This is a genomic window from Catellatospora sichuanensis, from assembly GCF_007483665.1.
Lineage (GTDB): Bacteria > Actinomycetota > Actinomycetes > Mycobacteriales > Micromonosporaceae > Catellatospora > Catellatospora sichuanensis.
Genome location: NZ_ML660189.1, coordinates 159,443 through 178,151, shown reverse-complemented (window position 1 = coordinate 178,151; position 18,709 = coordinate 159,443). Strand labels below are relative to the sequence as shown.

General features: G+C 70.9%; 18 protein-coding genes. 12 read left to right on the top strand and 6 right to left on the bottom strand.

Annotated elements, in window-relative coordinates; genetic code table 11:
* Positions 1-27: 27 nt before the first annotated feature.
* Complete coding sequence (locus FLL47_RS11170) at positions 28-1,209, bottom strand: acetyl-CoA C-acetyltransferase (RefSeq protein WP_144120401.1); 1,182 nt, start codon at positions 1,207-1,209, stop codon at positions 28-30.
* Between the two features lie 65 nt (positions 1,210-1,274).
* Here FLL47_RS11170 and mce point away from each other — a divergent pair, with 65 nt between their 5' ends.
* The 5 genes from mce (at position 1,275) to FLL47_RS11145 (ending at position 6,759) form a co-directional block, all read left to right on the top strand.
* Positions 1,275-1,754: a methylmalonyl-CoA epimerase gene (gene mce, locus FLL47_RS11165; RefSeq protein ID WP_144120400.1), complete on the top strand. Its 480-nt coding sequence runs from the start codon at positions 1,275-1,277 to the stop codon at positions 1,752-1,754.
* Positions 1,755-1,990: 236 nt separating this feature from the next.
* On the top strand, positions 1,991-3,346 hold the full coding sequence (ccrA, locus tag FLL47_RS11160; protein WP_144120399.1) for a crotonyl-CoA carboxylase/reductase: 1,356 nt from the start codon (positions 1,991-1,993) through the stop codon (positions 3,344-3,346).
* Positions 3,347-3,572: 226 nt separating this feature from the next.
* Positions 3,573-4,811, top strand: coding sequence for a coiled-coil domain-containing protein (locus FLL47_RS11155; RefSeq protein WP_144120398.1), 1,239 nt, complete (start codon positions 3,573-3,575; stop codon positions 4,809-4,811).
* A gap of 78 nt (positions 4,812-4,889) precedes the next feature.
* On the top strand, positions 4,890-6,245 hold the full coding sequence (locus FLL47_RS11150; RefSeq protein ID WP_144120397.1) for a coiled-coil domain-containing protein: 1,356 nt from the start codon (positions 4,890-4,892) through the stop codon (positions 6,243-6,245).
* 94 nt (positions 6,246-6,339) lie between these two features.
* Positions 6,340-6,759: an MmcQ/YjbR family DNA-binding protein gene (locus FLL47_RS11145; RefSeq protein WP_144120396.1), complete on the top strand. Its 420-nt coding sequence runs from the start codon at positions 6,340-6,342 to the stop codon at positions 6,757-6,759.
* A 64-nt stretch (positions 6,760-6,823) separates the two neighbouring features.
* On the opposite strand, the gene FLL47_RS11140 is transcribed toward FLL47_RS11145, so the two are convergent.
* The 4 genes from FLL47_RS11140 to FLL47_RS11125 form a co-directional block, all read right to left on the bottom strand.
* Positions 6,824-7,603 carry an alpha/beta hydrolase gene (locus tag FLL47_RS11140; protein WP_144120395.1) on the bottom strand — a complete coding sequence of 260 codons (780 nt, stop codon included), beginning with the start codon at positions 7,601-7,603 and terminating at the stop codon, positions 6,824-6,826.
* Between the two features lie 66 nt (positions 7,604-7,669).
* A complete protein-coding gene (locus FLL47_RS11135) occupies positions 7,670-7,996 on the bottom strand; it encodes a hypothetical protein (RefSeq protein ID WP_425457680.1) in 327 nt (108 codons plus the stop codon).
* A 116-nt stretch (positions 7,997-8,112) separates the two neighbouring features.
* Complete coding sequence (locus tag FLL47_RS11130; RefSeq protein ID WP_425457679.1) at positions 8,113-9,906, bottom strand: 3-hydroxyacyl-CoA dehydrogenase family protein; 1,794 nt, start codon at positions 9,904-9,906, stop codon at positions 8,113-8,115.
* 200 nt (positions 9,907-10,106) lie between these two features.
* A complete protein-coding gene (locus FLL47_RS11125; protein ID WP_144120394.1) occupies positions 10,107-11,006 on the bottom strand; it encodes an alpha/beta fold hydrolase in 900 nt (299 codons plus the stop codon).
* A gap of 249 nt (positions 11,007-11,255) precedes the next feature.
* Between FLL47_RS11125 and FLL47_RS11120 the strand changes: the two genes are divergently transcribed.
* The 5 genes from FLL47_RS11120 to FLL47_RS11100 all read left to right on the top strand — a co-directional run bounded on the left by FLL47_RS11120 (position 11,256) and on the right by FLL47_RS11100 (position 16,878).
* Positions 11,256-12,332 carry an RNA ligase (ATP) gene (locus FLL47_RS11120; RefSeq protein WP_144120393.1) on the top strand — a complete coding sequence of 359 codons (1,077 nt, stop codon included), beginning with the start codon at positions 11,256-11,258 and terminating at the stop codon, positions 12,330-12,332.
* A gap of 119 nt (positions 12,333-12,451) precedes the next feature.
* Entirely contained in the window at positions 12,452-13,135 is a 684-nt protein-coding gene (locus tag FLL47_RS11115) for an SDR family NAD(P)-dependent oxidoreductase (protein WP_186315661.1), read from the top strand.
* 50 nt (positions 13,136-13,185) lie between these two features.
* Entirely contained in the window at positions 13,186-14,676 is a 1,491-nt protein-coding gene (locus tag FLL47_RS11110; protein ID WP_144120536.1) for an aldehyde dehydrogenase family protein, read from the top strand.
* 113 nt (positions 14,677-14,789) lie between these two features.
* Positions 14,790-16,313, top strand: a complete 1,524-nt coding sequence (locus FLL47_RS11105; protein WP_144120391.1) for a DHA2 family efflux MFS transporter permease subunit — start codon at positions 14,790-14,792, stop codon at positions 16,311-16,313.
* Positions 16,291-16,878 carry an acyl-CoA-like ligand-binding transcription factor gene (locus FLL47_RS11100; RefSeq protein WP_144120390.1) on the top strand — a complete coding sequence of 196 codons (588 nt, stop codon included), beginning with the start codon at positions 16,291-16,293 and terminating at the stop codon, positions 16,876-16,878. Before FLL47_RS11105 ends, FLL47_RS11100 begins: the two co-directional genes overlap by 23 nt.
* Positions 16,879-17,001: 123 nt before the next feature.
* Here FLL47_RS11100 and nucS read toward each other — a convergent pair whose 3' ends face one another.
* The gene (gene nucS / locus FLL47_RS11095) at positions 17,002-17,661 is read right to left on the bottom strand and encodes an endonuclease NucS (protein ID WP_144120389.1); all 660 of its coding nucleotides are present in this window, start codon (positions 17,659-17,661) and stop codon (positions 17,002-17,004) included.
* Positions 17,662-17,732: 71 nt separating this feature from the next.
* Here nucS and FLL47_RS11090 point away from each other — a divergent pair, with 71 nt between their 5' ends.
* Together FLL47_RS11090 and FLL47_RS11085 are read left to right on the top strand one after the other, a co-directional pair.
* A complete protein-coding gene (locus tag FLL47_RS11090) occupies positions 17,733-18,335 on the top strand; it encodes a DUF4126 domain-containing protein (protein WP_144120388.1) in 603 nt (200 codons plus the stop codon).
* Positions 18,336-18,427: 92 nt separating this feature from the next.
* Complete coding sequence (locus FLL47_RS11085) at positions 18,428-18,688, top strand: hypothetical protein (protein ID WP_120318357.1); 261 nt, start codon at positions 18,428-18,430, stop codon at positions 18,686-18,688.
* Positions 18,689-18,709 lie beyond the last annotated feature (21 nt).

Sequence of the window (18,709 nt, the reverse complement as noted above, 5' to 3'; positions counted from 1 at the left end):
GACGCGGGAGGCCCGCCGCGCGGTGGGTCAGGGGGCGACCTTGAGGATCAGGGCGTCGCCCTGGCCGCCGCCGCCGCAGAGGGCGGCCGCGCCGGTGCCGCCGCCGCGGCGCTTGAGCTCCAGGGCCAGGGTGAGGGCCAGGCGGGCGCCGGACATGCCGATGGGGTGGCCCAGGGCGATCGCGCCGCCGTTGACGTTCACGATCTCAGGGTCGATGCCCAGCTCGCGGGTGGACTGGATGCCGACCGCGGCGAACGCCTCGTTGATCTCGACCAGGTCGAGGTCGGCCGTGGTCAGGCCCTCCTTGGCCAGCGCCTGCTTGATGGCGTTGGCGGGCTGGGCGTGCAGCGAGTTGTCCGGGCCCGCGACGTTGCCGTGCGCGCCGATCTCGGCAAGCCAGGTCAGGCCCAGCTCCTGCGCCTTCTCCTTGCGCATGACCACGACCGCGGCCGCGCCGTCGGAGATCGGCGAGGAGGAGCCGGCGGTGATGGTGCCGTCCTTGGCGAACGCCGGGCGCAGCTTGCCCAGGGTGTCTGCGGTGGTGTCGGGGCGTACGCCCTCGTCCTCGCTGACCACGATCGGGTCGCCCTTGCGGGCCGGGATGGTGACCGGGGCGATCTCCTCGGCGAAGCGGCCGTCCTTGATCGCGGCGGCGGCGCGCTGGTGCGACGCGGCGGCGAAGTTGTCCTGCTCGGCACGGGTGATCTCGTAGCGGCCGTTGTGGCGCTCGGTCGACTCGCCCATGGAGCAGTCGTCCCAGGCGTCGGACAGGCCGTCATGGGCCATGTGGTCCTTGACCACGACATCGCCGTACTTGTAGCCGGTGCGCTGGCCGATCATCAGGTGCGGGGCGTTGGTCATGGACTCCATGCCGCCGGCCACCACGATGTCGAACTCACCGGCGCGGATGAGCTGGTCGGCCAGCGCGATCGCGTCGAGGCCGGACAGGCAGACCTTGTTCACGGTGAGCGCGGGCACGCTCATCGGCACGCCGGCGCCCACGGCGGCCTGGCGGGCGGTGATCTGGCCGCCGCCGGCCTGCAGCACCTGGCCCATGATCACGTACTGCACCTGGTCGGGGGAGACCCCGGCGCGCTCCAGGGCGGCCTTGATGGCAACCGAGCCGAGCTGCGTGGCCGACAGGTCCTTCAGGTTGCCGAGCAGGCGGCCCATCGGGGTGCGCGCTCCGCTCACGATCACAGAAGTCATGGTGTACCCCTCCGAGTGGCCTGGTTCACGTATCGCCTTAACGATGGTTCGGTCAGACTAACCGCATGACCGAACCCGGATCCCTGTCGACCTCATCACAGAGCACTCCGTCACAGCTCGTGGGTCTGCTGCGCATCGATCACGTGGGCATCGCGGTGCCGGATCTCGACGCCGCCATCGCCTTCTACGAAGGTACGTTCGGGATGACCTGCGTGCACACGGAGACCAACGAGGAGCAGGGCGTACGCGAGGCGATGCTCCAGGTCGGGCCGAGCCCCGAGGGCGGCGCCGTACAGCTGCTCGCGCCCCTGCGCCCCGACTCGCCCATCGGGAAGTTCCTGGACCGCAGCGGCCCCGGCATCCAGCAGATGGCGTACACGGTCGCCGACATCGACGCGACCTGCGCGGCCCTGCGTGAGCGCGGCGTACGCCTGCTTTATGAGGCCCCGAAGCGCGGCACCGCGGGCTCGCGGATCAACTTCGTGCACCCGAAGGACGCCGGCGGCGTGCTCGTGGAGCTGGTGGAGCCCGGCCACGGCCACTGAGCGGCCGTTGCGGGCCACCTCGACTGAATGATCGTTAAGTAAAGCGTGGACTTTTTCACACACCCGTTCCCGCGAAAGCTACCGACCAGTAACGTCCGGCTCACCTGAACCGCACATGTGTGCCCGACCACATGGCGACCCGCAGGAGGGCCCGCCAAGGATGGCCCGCAGACCCGGAACTCCGCCCGCAGCGCGAGCGCGGGACGCCGCAGTTCCCTCACCACGGAGGTGGCGCCGTGCAAGACATCCTCGACGTGATCATGGAAGCCGAGAACGCGGCCGACCCCGCCGCGCGGCTGCGCAGCCTGGCCGACGTGCCGGTGCCCGCCTCCTACCAGGGGATGGTGGTACGCGAGGACGAGACCGCCATGTTCGACGGACTGGCCACTCGCGACAAGGACCCCCGCAAGGCACTCCACCTGCAGGAAGTGCCCACACCGGAACTGGGGCCGGGCGAGGCGCTGATCGCGGTCATGGCGAGCGCGGTCAACTACAACACCGTGTGGACCTCCATTTTCGAGCCGCTGTCGACATTCGGCTTCCTGAAGCGATACGGACGGTTGTCGGCGTTGACCAAGCGCCACGACCTGCCGTACCACGTGGTCGGTTCGGACGCGGCGGGCGTCGTGCTGCGCACCGGCGTGGGCGTGACGAAATGGCAGGCCGGCGACCAGGTCGTGGCGCACTGCCTCAACGTCGAGCTGGAGGACGCGGCCGGCCACGACGACACCATGCTCGACCCGCAGCAGCGCATCTGGGGCTTCGAGACCAACTTCGGCGGCCTCGCCCAGCTGGCCATCGTCAAGGCCAACCAGCTCATGCCCAAGCCCGCCCACCTGACCTGGGAGGAGGCGGCCAGCCCGGGGCTGGTCAACTCCACCGCGTACCGGCAGCTCGTGTCGCACCACGGCGCCAACATGAAGCAGGGCGACGTCGTGCTGATCTGGGGTGCCAGCGGCGGCCTCGGCTCGTACGCCACGCAGATGGCACTCAACGGCGGCGCGATCCCGGTGTGCGTGGTGTCCTCTCCGGAGAAGGCGGAGATCTGCCGCCGCATGGGCGCCGACCTGGTCATCGACCGGGCCGCGGAAGGCTACAAGTTCTGGTCCGATGAGCACACCCAGGATCCGGCCGAGTGGAAGCGGTTCGGGGCACGCATCCGCGAACTGACCGGCGGCGAGGACCCGGACATCGTGTTCGAGCACCCGGGCCGGGAGACCTTCGGCGCCAGCGTGTACGTCGCCAAGAAGGGCGGCACCATCGTCACCTGCGCCTCGACCAGCGGCTACGAGCACCAGTACGACAACCGCTACCTGTGGATGTCGCTCAAGCGGATCGTGGGCAGCCACTTCGCCAACTACCGCGAGGCGTGGGAGGCCAACCGCCTGGTCGACCTGGGCCGCGTGCACCCGACGCTGTCCAAGGTGTTCCCGCTGGAGCAGACCGGCCAGGCCGCCTACGAGGTGCACCGCAACACGCACCAGGGCAAGGTCGGTGTGCTGTGTCTGGCCCCCGCGGAGGGTCTGGGCGTACGCGATCAGGAGAAGCGGGCCCGCCACCTGCCCGCGATCAACCGCTTCCGCGGGGTGTGATCTCCGGCTCACCGCAGATCACAGCACCGTGCGGACACGGACGGCGGAAGCGCAACGGCGCACTTCCGCCGTCCGGCATTTCGGGCAATACTGACAATTAGCTTCCGGTATGGATCATCCATCCGTTATGGTCACCGGCACCTTCGTGCCAACGGCCCACATCCGGTGGGCGAAAGTACCCCCACGCCCTTGCGCGACACCCGGGGTCATCTGCGAGTATGTGCCAATGTCCCAGCAGCCCTCCTCCGTCGCGTTCTTCGATGGCGCGAATACCCAACAAGACTTCACAGTCGTCCTGCGCGGTTTCGACCGCGAGCAGGTAAACGCGTTTGTCGGTCGCCTGAACGCTCAGCTTGCCCAGTCGGAGCAGGCACGCGCGGAGGCCGAGCAGCGCATGAACGACGCCCAGCGTCGTCTGCGCCAGGCTGAGCAGCGCCTCAACTCGGTCGAGCAGAAGCTGACCGACACGAGCAAGCAGCTGGAAGAGAACAGCCGCCCCACCCTGTCCGGCCTCGGCACCCGCGTGGAGCAGATCCTGCGCCTCGCCGAGGAGCAGGCCAACGACCACCGCGGCGAGTCCAAGCGCGAGTCCGAGGGCATCCTGTCCGCGGCCCGCCTCGAGGCCCGCGAGATCACCGACAAGGCGCGTGCCGAGGCCGCCGCCATGAAGGCGACCGCCGAGCGCGAGGCCGGCAACCTGCGCACCGCCGCCGAGCGCGAGGCCGCCGAGGTTCGGGTGCAGGCCCGCCGCGAGGCCGACACGCTGCGCGCCGACGCCGACCGCGAGACCAAGCAGCTGCGCACCGCCACCTCGCACGAGGTGGCCGAGCTCAAGGCCACCGTCGAGCGCGAGGTCGCGACGCTGCGCGCCACGGCCGAGCGGGAGATCACCCAGCTGCGCGCCAAGGCCGCCCGCGAGGCGGAGGAGAAGCGCGCCGAGGCCTCCAAGATGCTGGCCGACGCCCGGGACAAGCGAGACAAGGACCTGCAGGCCCTGCAGCTCGAGCTGGCCGAGCGCCGCGAGAAGTCCGAGCGCGAGGAGTCGCAGCGCCACTCCTCCGCCGTGGCCGCCACGCAGAAGCTCGTCGGCGAGGCCGAGGAGCGCGCCCGTGCCGCCGAGGACCGGGCCAAGGAGATCGAGCAGCGCGCCGAGGCGCGCCGGGTCGAGTCCGAGCGCACCGCCACCGAGACGACCGAGAAGGCCCGCATCGCCGCGGAGAAGGCCGTCAACGAGGCCAAGGCTGAGGCACACCGCCTGGTGTCCGAGGCCCGCAACGAGGCCGAGCTGACCACCACGGCCGCCCGCCGCGAGGTCGACGACCTCACCCGCCAGAAGAACGCGGTCACCGCGCAGCTCGGTCAGATGCTGTCCGGCCTGGCCGGCATCGTCCCCGGCGTCGGCAACAACAACCCGGCGCCGGCCCCGGCGGCCGAGGAGAAGCCGAAGGCCGAGAAGGCCGAATAACGACCCGGCCCACATCTGATCACGCCGCGCCCGGCACCTGCCGGGCGCGGCGTGACTCTTTATGTGAAGATGGACCGCATGTCGCACGGCGGAGACCTGTTCGCGCTCGGTGAGGGCGTCTCATCGGAACCAAGCTTCGATACATCCCTCAAGGGCTTCGACAAGAAGCAGGTGAACCGATACGTCGTCCAGGTCGAGTCCGAACTGGCGACTTTGGCCGCCGAACGTGATCAGGCCATCTCGCAGCTCCAGGCGCTGGCCGGGCAGGTGCAGCAGCTCCAGCTGGAGCTCGCCGACGCCGCGCGCCGCGCCGTGCCGTCCCGGGTCTCCTTCCGGCACCTGGGCGCGCGGGTGGAGCAGATCCTCTCGCTGGCCGAGGACCAGGCCGACGACCTGCGCAACGGCGCCGCCCAGGAGATCGCCGACCAGCGCGGCGAGGCCGAGCGCCTGCTCGCCGACGCCCGTGAGCGCGCCGCCACGGCGTCCCGCGACTTCGACCTGGCCCTGGCCTCCCGGCGTGCCGAGGAGCGCAAGGCCGAGGAGCAGCACCGCGTCGAGCTGATGGAGGAGACGCAGCGCCTGCGCACCGAAGCCCGCGAACTGCTCGCGCACGCCCAGGTGGAGGCGCAGGGGCTGCGCACCGCCGCGGCACAGGAGGCCGCCTCCCGGCGCATCCAGGCCGACAAGGAGATCGCCGCCGCCCGCGCCGAGACCGAGCGCCACGCGGCCGAGAGCCGGGCTCAGGCCGAGCAGCAGCTCGCGGCCGCCGCCGAGCAGGCCGAGCAGCAGCTTGCCGCCGCCGCCGCGCAGGCCGAGCAGCAGTTGGCCGCCGCAGCCGCGGAAGCCGAGCGGAAGCTCACCACTGCGACCGCCGACGCCGCGCAGAAGCTGGCCGACGTGGAGACCCAGGCGACCCAGCGCACCGACCAGGCCGAGCAGGAGGTGGCGCTCGCCCGTGGGCGGGCCGCCGCCGAGCAGGCCGCCGCGGACACCGCCAAGCAGCAGTACGAGGACGGCCAGACCCGCCTGGTGGCGGTGCGGGCCGACATCACGCAGGTCGAGCACCGGCTGGCGGAGCTGAAGCAGCAGCTCCACGTCGAGCTGGAACGGCTGGCCAAGGCACAGCGTGAGGCCGAGGAGGCGGAGCGCCGTCGCGCCGAGGCGTCACGTCCCGCCGAGGAGGCGACCCAGACCCTGTCCATGCCCGCACCACCGGCGCAGGCAGCCGTCCAGCCACCCGCTCAGCCGAAGTCCACCGAGGGCGCACCAGCCCAGGCGTCTCCTGCCCAGTCCGCACCGGAACAGTCGCAGGCCGCCCGGACGCAGCCGACCGGCCAGCAGGCCGGGGACGAGCCCACCATCATGCTGGCCGGCAACGAGCCCACCATCAGCCTGGACGGGCGCAGCACCGACGCCGAGGCCTCCAGCAGGTAACCCTCGAAACCCCTGTGCATCTCGGGATGTCAATGTCCCGAGATGCACGAGCGACCGGCACGCGAAGTTCGCTGACAACCGTTACTGTCGGCCTATGTCCGGCCCTGGAGACGTGCCGCCGGAGATCCTCGACCGGCTGCGACCGATCTGCCGACGGTTGCCGGACACCTACGAGGAACCGGCCTGGATCGGCGTCCGCTGGCGGATCCGCGCGCGGACGGTCGCCCACGTCTACACGCCGGACCCGGAACGGTTTCCGGTCTACGCCCGGCAGCTGACCGCCGGCGAGGCGCCGACCGTGCTGACGTTTCGCACACCCATCGACGACCTGCTCAGCCTGACCGTCCGCGGCTTCCCGTTCTTCCACGCTCCATGGGGCCACAACGTCGCCGCTGCCGTCCTCGGTGACCACACCGACTGGACCGAGATCGCCGAACTGATCACCGACAGCTACTGCGAGATGGCCCCGAAGTTCCTCGTCGCCCGGGTCGCTCTCCCCCCGCCGAGCAGCTGATCAGCAGCGTGGACGAAGGGACGGCAATCGCGTGTGCGTCCGCAGCCGCCGACAGGCCCCCAGGTCAGCGAGGCTTGTCGGCGAAGGCGGCGACGGTGCGATCGGCGTACGCGCTGGCGTCGCCGTACTCCATGGGACCGGGCCAGTCCTTGGGAAGCGGGACCTCGACTTCGGGGGCGACCCGGCGGACGATCTCGTCCAGCACCGTCTCGGCGTCGCCGACCCACAGGTGCTTCGCACCGGGCACGCCGACGACCTCGGCGTGCGGGATCGCGGCGAAACGCTCCGTCGCCTCGGCCGGGCGCAGGTAGTCGTCGTGCTCGGGCACCAGCGCGGTCACCGGTCGGCCGGACTGCGCCCATACCGCCAGGTCTTCGGGCTTGCTGAAACGCAGCGGCGGGGACAGCAGGATCGCGCCCGCGACGGCCGGGTCGCAGCCGTACTTGAGGGCCAGGTCGGTGCCGAAGGACCAGCCGACCAGCCACCGGTTCGGCAGCTCGTGGAACTCCGCGTACTCGATGGCGGCGGCGACGTCGAAGCGCTCCCCCACCGCGTGGTCGAACGCGCCCTCACTGGTGCCGCGCACGCTGGAGGTGCCGCGGCTGTTGAAGCGCAGCACGGCGATCCCGGCCAGCGCGGGCAGCCGCCAGGCGGCCTTGCGGTACACGTGGCTGTCCATCATGCCGCCGTGCGTCGGCAGCGGGTGCAGGCAGATCAGGGTGGCGACCGGGTCGCGGTCGGCGGGGAGCGCCAGCTCCCCGACCAGCTTCAACCCGTCGGCGGTATGCAGTTCGATGTCCTGCCGGCGCGCGGGCAGGATCGAGTTGGCACGGATCGCGGTCACGCCTACAGTCTGCCCGCGGGAGAGGCCGCCCTACCCCCTGACGTCACGGTGATCACACCCGGCCGCTCAGCCGTAACGGGGCGCGTTGCGCGACCGTTCGACGTTGGGTTTGCGCTGGTGACGGCTCCCCCAGCAGCTGCTGTGCCAGTGCCTGCGATCGCCCGCGTCACCCCAGCCCTGCGACGGCCAGGCGACCACGTGCGGCACTCCGGGTCGGATCTCCTGGTGGCACCCCGGGCACTTGTAGGTCTTGTCCGACCGCTCGCCGCTCAGATGCCGGACGGTGAACTCCCCGTCCGGATCGTCATGCACGTACTCCACCCCGCGTCGCGACATGGTCTCATCAAGATCGCGCTCCGGGCGATCCTTCTTGTTGTTACGACGCGGACTCATGTCCCCAAGATACGGCGCACTTCACACGACTCAACGATCTTGCGCGAACGGTTGGGGATATGCCCGATTAGGGCGTGTCATCCCCGCAGTCCGCGCAAGATCGTCGGGGTGGATCGTCAGCGGTGGGTGTGGTCGCGGAAACCGCGGCCGGTTTTGCGGCCGAGGTAGCCGGCGGTGACGAGGTGCTCCAGGAGGGGGGCCGGGGAGAAGCCGGGCTCGCGGAGTTCCAGGTAGAGCTCGCGCTGGATGGCGAGGGAGACGTCGAGGCCGACCACGTCGAGCAGTTCGAAGGGGCCCATGGGGTAGCCGCAGCCGAGCTTCATGGCGGCGTCGATGTCGTCGGCGGTGGCGTAGCTGGCCTCGAGCATCTTCACGGCGTCGTTGAGGTACGGGAACAGCAGCGCGTTGACGATGAAGCCGGCGCGGTCGGCGCAGTCGACGGCGGTCTTGCCGAGGCTGGAGACGACGGCGTCCGCGGTGGCCAGGGTGGCGGCGCTGGTGCGGATGGTGGCCACGACCTCGATCAGCGGCATCACCTGGGCGGGGTTGAAGAAGTGCAGGCCGACCACGTCCGCGGGGCGGTGGGTGGCCATGGCACACTCCACGACCGGCAGGCTCGACGTGGTGGTGGCCAGCACGGTGCCGGGCTTGCAGATCTCGTCGAGGCTGGCGAACAGCGCCTTCTTGACGCTCAGCTCCTCGACGACGGCCTCGACGACCATGTCCACGTCGGCCAGGTGGTCCAGGTTGGTGGACCAGGTGATCCGGCCGATGGCCGCGTCGCGCTCGGCCTCGGTGAGCTTGCCGCGCACCACGCCCTTGTTCAGCGAGGTCTTCACGGTCTCGCAGACCTTCGCGGACTTCTCCGCGCCGCGGGTCACGCTCAGCACCTCGTACCCGGCCTTGGCGAAGACCTCGATGATGCCGGTGGCCATGGTGCCCGAGCCGACCACGCCGACCGTGCCGATCGGGCGCGGGGCCGCCTCGTGCTCGCCGGCGGCCGGGGTCAGCTCGTCGGCCACCACGACCGGCGAGCCCTGCTTCTCGTACGTGTAGAAGCCGCGGCCGGTCTTGCGGCCCAGCAGGCCCGCGGTCACCATCTGCTTGAGCAGCGGCGCCGGGGCGTGGCGGCGGTCGCGGCCGCCGCGGCGGTACATGGTGTCGAGGATCTCGTACGCCGTGTCCAGGCCGATCAGGTCCATCAGCGCGAGCGGGCCCATGGGCAGGCCGCAGCCCTGCTTCATGGCCGCGTCGATGTCCTCGCGGGTGGCGTAGTGGTTCTCGAACATGGTGACGGCGTGGTTCAGGTAGCCGAACAGCAGCGCGTTGGCGATGAACCCGGCCCGGTCGCTGATGGTCACGTCGGTCTTGCCGAGGCGGGCGCAGAGCGCCTCCACGTCGGCCACGACCTCGGGCGCGGTCACCACGGTGCGGATGATCTCGACCAGCTTCATCACCGGCGCGGGGTTGAAGAAGTGCACCCCGATGACCTGGTTGGGCCGGTGGGTGGCCACCGAGATCTCGGTGACCGACAGCGAGCTGGTGTTGGTGGCCAGGATGGCGTGCGGCGGGCAGACCTTGTCCAGCTCGGCGAAGATCGCCTGCTTGAGGTCCAGGTGCTCGGGCACCGCCTCGATCACGAAGTCGACGCTGTGCAGCGCGGCCAGCCCGACCTGGAAGTCGACCCGGGCGTGCAGCGCGTCGCGGTCCTCCGCGGACAGCTTGCCCTTGGCCACGGCCCGGTCGGTCGAGCCGGAAAGGTTGGCCCGGCCCCGCTCCAGCGCGCCCTCGCTGATCTCCACGGCCACGACGTGCAGGCCGTTGCGCGCGAATACCTCGACGATGCCGGCGCCCATGGTGCCGAGGCCGACCACGCCCACCGTGTTGATTTCGCGAGCCACAGTGCCCATCCCATCTCCCGAACGATCGCTAAGGTTACTCGGGAGTCTGCCAGAGCCCCTGCCTTCCCACACCCTGCCCCCGAAGTGAACATAGCCACTCATCAGCAGGCGCAAAGGAAGGGCACCTGCACATCGCCATGCGTTGCAGAAGGTGCCCTTGTTAACGCTTCCTTGGCTGAGTAGCCGGGCGAGCGCCGTCGCCGCACAGGTCAGAGTGGGTGAGGGGCACCCGCCCGGACGGCTGCGGCCACGGCTGCGGCACCCTCGCGGCCCAGCGTGATCGTGTAATGGTTCACGTCCGGCACATCGGTCTCCGCCACACCCGGCAGCCATTCGCTCGCCCGGCCCGGGGTGTAGAGCGGGGCGTCCGGGTCGTCGAACATGCCTCGCGGGGCGCGCAGGAACACGGCGGGGCAGGGCAGCGGAGCGGGCGTCGTGCCCGGCAACGCGTAGAGGTCCTGGCCGTCCCGGACCGCGGCCTGCATCCGGCAGGCGGCGCGCAGCTGCGGCTCCTCGTCCACCAGGTCGTAAGCGAGATAAGCGTCGGCCCCCGCCGGCCAGGGATCGAAGGACGGGTGCTGCCGCCACAGCGCCAGATACTCGTCCCGATCCGCGAAGGTCATGTTCAGCCGCGCGAAGACGGCACCGACCGTCGTGGCGATCGCCTCCTCCAGCGCGGCCGGGCCACCGGACGCGTCGATGCCCGGCGGCAGCGGCAGCGGAGCCCCGCCGTCGACGAGGATCAGGCGTTCGGCCAGCTCCGGAAAGCGGCGCGCGGTCTCCGCGACCACGAAGCCGCCCATCGAGTGGCCGACCAGGGTCACCGGGCCGTCGGCGTACGCCCGGACGACCGCGACGATGTCGGTGGCGTGCTCGGCCATGCCGTACGGGCCGGGCAGGTCACGACTGCCGCCCCGGCCGCGCAGGTCCACGGCGACCACCCGGTGGTCGCGGCCCAGCTCGGGACCGATCAGCGTCCAGGCCAGGTGCGACGACGTGATCCCGTGCACCGCGACGACCACCGGCCCGCGCTCGCCCCATACGCCCACCCGCAGCTCACCGCCGCGGACGGGCACGACGTCCATCCGGTACGCCACCAGGTCACCCATACCCGCTCCTCACTCGCGTGCGCCGGATGCTGCCACACCGGACGCGCCGCGCCAGTGGTGTCCGCCCACACAATCCGCGGGACGGCGTAGCACCGCCGCCTCACGCCGTCCCAGGTTGGCGGCGCGCAGTCGTCGCGCATGTCAGGAAGGGCACCTTCTACAACACACAGCGATGTGAAGGTGCCCTTCCTTGCTCTCGGGCGGGAAGTCGGTTGCTGGGGGGCATGCCGGGCGGCGACCATTCTCGGCATGTCGACACTCAAGGTCACCGCGGAACGGCTGGTGATCCACCCGCACAACAATGCCGACGCGCTCGAGCTCGCCGAGGTGGGACGGCTGCGCGCGGTGGTCGCCAAGGGCGCTTTCCGCACCGGGGACCACGCCGTCTACCTGCCCGAAGGCTCCGTGCTACCGGAGCCGCTCATCGCCGAGCTCGGCCTCACCGGCCGCCTCTCGGGCGCGAACAAGGACCGCATCACCGCGGTACGCCTGCGCGGCGAGCTGTCCCAGGGCATCGTCTGCCTGCCGAAGGCGCTGTCCGACGTGGACCTGGCCCAGGCGGCCGCGGCGGGCACGGACTTCGCGGAACTGCTCGGCGTGGTCAAGTGGAACCCGCCGGTGCCGGTGCACCTGGCCGGGGACATGATGCCCGCGGCCGACCTGCTGCCCTGGCTGGAGGTGGAGAACGTCCGCCGCTACCCGGACCTGTTCACGGCCGGCGAGCAGGTGATCGCCACCGAGAAGATCCACGGCTCGGCCACGCTGATGACGCTGGTCGCGGCCACCGGCGAGGTGTACGCGTCCTCGAAGGGCTTCGGCAAGCAGCGCCTGGCCATCAAGCAGGCCGACGGCAACCTGTACTGGCGGGCGATCCGCACGTACGGCCTGCCCGCGTTCGCCGCGGCGGTCGCCGGCGCGCTCGGCGCGGCCCGGGTCGGCGTCTTCGGCGAGGTGTTCGGCCGGGGCGTGCAGGACCTGCCGTACGGCGCGAACGCCGGGGTGCGTCCCGGCTACGCGGTGTTCGACGTCTGCGTGGACGCCGGGGACGGCGTGCGCTGGCTGACCCTCGACGAGTACGCGCCGCTCGCCGCGGAGCACGGGGTGCCCCTGGTCCCCGTGCTGTACCGGGGCGCCTACGACGAGCAGGCGCTGATCGCGCTGGCCGACGGCACCGAGACGGTCTCCGGTACCGGCGCGAACCTGCGCGAGGGCCTGGTCGTGCGGTCGACGCCGGAGCGCTACAGCCCGGTGACCGGTGGCCGCGCCATCGGCAAGCTGGTCTCCCCCGCCTACCTCACCCGCAAGGGCGGCACCGAGTACGAGTAGGCGGCTTCGCCGTAGATCTTGGCTGTCTGCCGTCGTCCCGGCGGCGGCAGACAGCCGGGATCTCGCGGCGTACGGGGTTGGCCGCGTGGGCGGGGCGGTCCACGGACTAGCCTGTGAGCGTGCGTTATGTCGTGATCACAGGCGTGTCCCGCGGGCTGGGTGAGGCGCTGCTGAACCAGTTCGAGACCGACGAGGACACCACGGTGCTGGCGCTGGGTCGCGGCTTCACCGACGCGCAGCGCATCGCCGCCGGTCCGCGGCTGGTCCTGCGCCACTGCGAGCTGGCCGAGCCGTCCACCCTGCCGCACGCGTCCGAACTGAACGAGCTGATCGCGGACGCCGACGAGGTGGTGCTGATCCACAACGCCGCGGTGGTCGCCCCGATCGGGCCGATCGGCGACCTCGAGCCGGACGAGCTGGCCAACGCGGTCGCGGTGAACCTGACCGCGCCGATGCTGCTGACCAACTCCCTGCTGGCGGCCCTGCCCGCGACGGCCCGAGCCGTGATCATGTTCGTCTCCTCGGGCGCGGCGCACCGGGTCATCGACGGCTGGTCGGCGTACTCGGCGACCAAGCGCGGGGCCGAGGAGTTCTTCGCGCACCTGGCCGAGCAGTACGCGGACGAGCCCCGGATCAAGGTGGAGATCGTCAACCCGGGCGTGATGGACACCGGCATGCAGGAGACGATCCGGGCCGCCCGGTTCGCCGGGCAGCAGCGCTTCCTCGACCTGTATGAGAACAACGAGCTCCCCGACCCGGCGGCGATCGCGGCCCGGCTGATCGAGGACCACCTCCATGCGTGAGGATGTTTCGGATTACTCGTGAGTAGGCCTAGACTGCGCGCGTGACCACCATCTCATCCCTGCCGCCCGGCGCGAGTGTCGTCGAGGCCGGCGAGCTGATCTCGACGAACCCCGCCACCGGTGACGAGGTGGCCCGCCTGCCCGTCGCCACCGCCGCGGACGTGGCCGCCGCCGTCGAGCGGGCCCGCGTCGCGAGCGTCTGGTGGGCCGGGCTGGGCTGGCGCGAGCGCCGCCGGCGGTTGCTGGCCTGGCGCAGCCTGCTGGTGACCCGCATCCACGAGCTGGCCGAGCTGATGCACCGCGAGGGCGGCAAGCCGGTCGACGAGGCGCTGCTGGAGATCGTCGTCTCGGTCGACCACGCCGCCTGGGCCGCCAAGCACGCCCGCAAGGTGCTCGGCCCGCGCCGCGTCGGCGGCTCACTGATGCAGTCCGAGTACGCCGCGCACCTGGAGTACCAGCCGTTCGGTGTCATCGGCGTGCTCGGCCCGTGGAACTTCCCGATCTTCACCCCGTTCGGCTCCATCGCGTACGGGCTGGCCGCGGGCAACGCCGTGGTGTTCAAGCCCAGCGAGTACACCCCCGCCGTCGGCCAGTTCTACGTGGACGCGTTCGCCGAGGTCGTGCCGGAGCACCCGGTGCTGCAGATCGTGCACGGCACCGGTGAGACCGGCGCGGCGCTGTGCCGGTCCGGCGTGGACAAGCTGGCCTTCACCGGCTCCGCGGCGACCGGCCGCAAGGTGATGGCCGCCTGCGCCGAGTCGCTGACCCCGGTGCTCATCGAGTGCGGCGGCAAGGACGCGCTGATCGTGGCCGACGACGCCGACCTCGACGCGGCGGCCGAGGCGGCGGCCTGGGGCGCCAACTTCAACGCCGGCCAGGCCTGCGTCGGCATCGAGCGGGCGTACGTGCACGAGCGGGTGTACGACGCGTTCGTGAGCAAGCTGGTGGCGCGGACCGAGAAGCTGACGGTCGGCGAGCAGGTCGGCCCGATCACCATGCCCGGCCAGCGCGACATCATCGCCCGGCACATCGACGACGCCCTGAACAGCGGTGGACGCGCCCTGCTCGGCGGCCCCGACTCGGTGCAGGGCGCGTACGTCAAGCCGACGATCCTGGTCGACGTGCCGGAGACCTCGGCGGCCGTGCGCGAGGAGACGTTCGGGCCGACCATCACGGTCACCAAGGTCGCCTCGATCGAGGAGGCGATCACGCTGGCCAACGACTCGGCGTACGGGCTGGGGTCGGCGGTGTTCTCCAAGCGCCACGGCATGGCGATCGCACGGCGGCTGCGCACCGGCATGACCGCGGTGAACTCGGCGTTCTCCTTCGCGGTGCTGCCCACGCTGCCCTTCGGCGGCGTCGGCGCGTCGGGCTTCGGCCGCATCCACGGCGCGGACGGCCTGCGCGAGTTCACCCGCGCCAAGGCCATCGCCCGGCGACGCATGCCGAGCCTGCCGGCGCTGCTCACCTTCGAGCGCACGCCGTCGGCGGTCCGGCTGGCGCTGACCGTGACGAAGCTGCTGCACGGTCGCGACCGCTGATCCGAAAACACCACGAGGCCCCCGGCGCACCCGCCGGGGGCCTCGCTGTTTGCGCTCCATAATTATGGTAGCTACTGTCATTTTCTAGTGACTATCATTTTGGAGGAGCTGTCATGCAGGTTGGACGGCGCTGGTGGGCGCTCGGCGCGCTCGTGCTCAGCGTGCTCGTGGTGGGACTGGACGGGACGGTGCTCAACGTCGCGCTGCCCACGATCGCGGCGGACCTGGACGTGGGCACCGCCGGGCTGCAGTGGGTCGTCAACGCGTACGTGCTGGTGTTCGCGGGTCTGATGCTGCCGTTCGGGGCGCTGGGCGACCGCTACGGCCGTCGCCGGCTGCTCCTGGTCGGCCTGGCCGTGCTCGGCGCGGCCTCGCTGATCTCGGTTTTCTCCGATGGGCTGGCCGCGCTGCTGGCCGCCCGCACCCTGATGGGCCTCGGCGCGGCGATCCTCACCCCGACCGCGGTCGCGGTGCTGCCCGCGCTGTTCGCGCCCGCCGAGCGGCCGAAGGCGGTCGCGGTGCTGATGCTGGGCCTGGGCCTGGGCATCCCGCTCGGGCCGATCGTCGGCGGTTACCTGCTCGACCACTTCTGGTGGGGCTCGATCTTCCTGATCAACGTGCCGGTCGCGGCGCTCGGCATGATCGCGGTGGCGCTGCTGATGCCGGAGAACCGCGATCCGCACCCGCGCCCCGCCGACCTGCCCGGCGGCCTGCTCTCCACGACCGGGTTGGTGACCCTGGTGTACGGGATCGTCGCCGCCCCCGAACGCGGCTGGGGCGACCCGCTGGTGCTGGCCGCGCTGACCGGCGGCGTGCTGCTGCTCACCGCCTTCGTGTGGTGGGAGCGGCGCACCGCCCATCCGATGATCGATCTGCGGCTGTTCGGCGACCCCGGTTTCCTGTGGGGCGCGGTCGCCGCCACGATCCTCTCCTTCGGCCTGTTCGGACTGCTCTTCGTGGTGCCGCAGTACCTGTCGTTCGGATTCGGCTACGACGCCCTGGGCACCGGCGTCCGGCTGCTGCCCCTGATCGGCGGCCTGTTCGTGGCGTCGCCGCTCGCGGCACGGCTGTCCGTCCGGATCGGCCACCGGCTGCCGGTCACCGCGGGCCTGCTCATCACCGCGGCCGGGCTGGCCCTCGGGGCGACGACCGGACCCACCACCGGGTACGGCTTCGCGGCCACCTGGTGCGCGGTCGTCGGCTTCGGCACCGGCCTGGCGCTGGCCCCGGCAATGGACGCCGTGCTGGGCGCGCTGCCGCCAGAGCGGGCCGGCTCCGGCACCGCACTGACGATGACCATGCGGCAGGCCGCCGGGGCGCTCGGCGTCGCCCTGCTGGGCAGCCTGCTCAACGCCGTCTACACCGGACGGGTCGACGTCGCCGGGCTCGGGGCCGACGCGGCGCGGACCGCGCAGGACTCGGCCGCGGGCGCGTACGCCGTGGCCGCCCTGTTGGACCGGCCGGAGCTGGCGGCGAGCGCGCACGACGCGTTCGTCGCGGGCATGGCCGCGGTGCTGTGGTGCTGCGCGGCGATCGCGGTCGCCGGGGCGGCGCTGACCGCCCTGCTCCTGCCCGCCCGCCGCGCCGACCCCGGCGATGGTGGAGAATCCGCACATGAGCTCGTCGGGGTTGCGTGAGCGCAAGAAGCAGAAGACCCGCTGGTTGATCCAGGAGCACGCGCTGCGGCTGTTCACCGAGCAGGGCTACGACGCCACCACGGTGGAGCAGATCGCCGCGGCCGCCGAGATCTCCCCCAGCACGTTCTTCCGGTACTTCGCCACCAAGGAGGACGTCGTCCTCGACGACGAGTACGACCCGATGCTGGCGTCCGCGGTCGCCGCGGCGCCGGTCGGGATGGGGCCGGTCGACGCACTGCGGCACGCCGTGCGGAGCACGCTCGGCAACCTGCCGGACGCGGACCGCGACAAGTTGCTCCTGCGCGCCCGCCTGCAGAACTCCGTGCCCGCGGTGCGTGCCCGCCTGCTCGACAACCTGCTCGGCAACATCAAGCTGATCAGCGCCGCGGTCGCGCCACGCACCGGCCGCCCCGAGGACGACCTGGAGGTGCAGATCATGGCCGGCGCCTGCTTCGGCGCCATGCTCCCCGCCATCTTCGCCTGGGTCGACTCCAACGGCACCCTCGACCTCGCCAAGATCGTCGATGACTCCCTCACCAAGGTAGGCAAAGGCTTCACCCCCTAACCCACCCCGCCCCGCCCCCGCCCCACCCCAAGATCGCGACGATCTTGCGCGAACTGTTACGCCTTTGCCCGTTTCGGGCGTGTCGCACCCACAGTCCACGCAAGATCGTCTGGATCTTGGGGGTTAGAAGAGGGTTAGTTCGTCTTTCTTGGTGCCGCGGAGGCGGTCGTAGTCGACTACCACGCAGCGGATTCCTCGGTCTTCGGCGAGGACTCGGGCTTGGGGCTTGATCTCCTGGGCGGCGAAGATGCCGGCCACGGGGGCGAGCAGGGGGTCGCGGTTGAGGAGTTCCAGGTAGCGGGTCAGCTGTTCTACGCCGTCGATCTCGCCGCGTCGTTTGATCTCGACGGCTACGTGGGCCTTGGCGGCGTCGCGGCAGAGCAGGTCGACCGGGCCGATGGCGGTCATGTATTCGCGGCGGACCAGGGTGAAGCCCTCGCCGAAGGTGTGGGGGGCGGCGGCCAGCAGCTCCTGGAGGTGGGCTTCGACGCCGTCCTTCTGGAGGCCGGGGTCGGGGCCGAAGACGTGGGAGGTGTCCTCGAAGATCTCCTCGAGGGCGATCCTGAGCTCCTCACCTGCCTTGTTGACCACGCGCCACACGCCGGGTTCCTCGACCAGCTTGCAGGGTGGGCTCATCCAGTTCAGCGGCTTGTATGCCCGGTCGTCGGCGTGGATCGAGACCGAACCGTCCGCCTTCACGATGAGCAGGCGTTTGGCGGAGGGGAGATGGGATGACAGCCGTCCGACATAGTCGACGGTGCACCGGGCGATGACGAGACGCACCGAAACAGCCTAAGGGACGCGTATCCGCCGTAGCGTTCGCGTCCGTTGCACGAGCGGGGCATGCTGGGAGCGTGCTCGAACTTCTCACCGGTACGGGGCTGGCCACGGCGGCGGGACTGAACGCCTACATCCCGCTGCTGGTGATCGGCATGCTGGACCGGTACACCAATCTGATCAATCTGCCCTCGGCCTGGTCATGGCTGAGCAACGGGTGGGTGCTGCTGATCCTCGCGGTGCTGCTGGCGATCGAGTTCGTCGCCGACAAGGTGCCGGTGGTGGACAGCGTCAACGACGTGGTGCAGACGGTGGTCCGGCCGACCGCGGGTGGCATGGCCTTCGCGGCGGGTTCGGGCTCCGAGACCGTCACGGTCACCGACCCGTCGGCGCTGTGGACGCAGAAATTGTGGATACCGATCGTGATCGGGCTGCTCATCGCGCTCACGGTGCACAGCACCAAGGCGGTCGCCCGCCCGGTGATGAACGCGGCCACGCTCGGTGTGGCGGCTCCGGTCGTGTCCACGGTCGAGGACGGCGCGAGCGCGAGCCTGTCGGTCGTCGCCATCATCATCCCGTTCCTGGTGGTCGTCTTCCTGATCGGCCTGGTCTGGTGGATGATGACCGTTTCCCGAAGGCGGCGGCAGCGGCGCACGGTCCGGGCACTGTCGGAAAAGTAGCTACCGCCGCCAGGCGTGGCGAAAGGGTTATAAACGGGCGAAAACGTCATACTCTCGCGGAGGAATTCCATCCGATCCCCCGTGGAGGTGCCGTGGCCAGCGTCGCCGAGGTCAAAGCCGCCATCGATGCCGCCATGCTGCATGTGCAGGAAGGCCAGGACGCGGTCCGTTCCGCCAACGACCGGCTCGGCGAGGCCCAGCTCAGCCTTGCCACGGCCGTGGAGGGCTCCGGACACGAGGCCGTGACCGCCGCGCAGGCCGCACTCGCCCAGGCCGCCTCGGAACTCGAGGAGTGCCTCACCGCGACGCTGCACGCGGTGGAGCAGGCCGAGTCGTACGTCGCGACGCTGTGAGCGCCCTCATGAACGAGCGAA

Coding starts and splice junctions, on each gene's coding strand:
- FLL47_RS11170 (WP_144120401.1), bottom strand. CDS start 1,209: ATGACTTCTGTGATCGTGAGCGGAGCGCGCACCCCGATGGGCCGCCTG.
- mce (WP_144120400.1), top strand. CDS start 1,275: ATGACCGAACCCGGATCCCTGTCGACCTCATCACAGAGCACTCCGTCA.
- FLL47_RS11155 (WP_144120398.1), top strand. CDS start 3,573: ATGTCCCAGCAGCCCTCCTCCGTCGCGTTCTTCGATGGCGCGAATACC.
- FLL47_RS11150 (WP_144120397.1), top strand. CDS start 4,890: ATGTCGCACGGCGGAGACCTGTTCGCGCTCGGTGAGGGCGTCTCATCG.
- FLL47_RS11145 (WP_144120396.1), top strand. CDS start 6,340: ATGTCCGGCCCTGGAGACGTGCCGCCGGAGATCCTCGACCGGCTGCGA.
- FLL47_RS11135 (WP_425457680.1), bottom strand. CDS start 7,996: ATGAGTCCGCGTCGTAACAACAAGAAGGATCGCCCGGAGCGCGATCTT.
- FLL47_RS11130 (WP_425457679.1), bottom strand. CDS start 9,906: ATGGGCACTGTGGCTCGCGAAATCAACACGGTGGGCGTGGTCGGCCTC.
- FLL47_RS11125 (WP_144120394.1), bottom strand. CDS start 11,006: ATGGGTGACCTGGTGGCGTACCGGATGGACGTCGTGCCCGTCCGCGGC.
- FLL47_RS11120 (WP_144120393.1), top strand. CDS start 11,256: ATGTCGACACTCAAGGTCACCGCGGAACGGCTGGTGATCCACCCGCAC.
- FLL47_RS11105 (WP_144120391.1), top strand. CDS start 14,790: ATGCAGGTTGGACGGCGCTGGTGGGCGCTCGGCGCGCTCGTGCTCAGC.
- FLL47_RS11100 (WP_144120390.1), top strand. CDS start 16,291: ATGAGCTCGTCGGGGTTGCGTGAGCGCAAGAAGCAGAAGACCCGCTGG.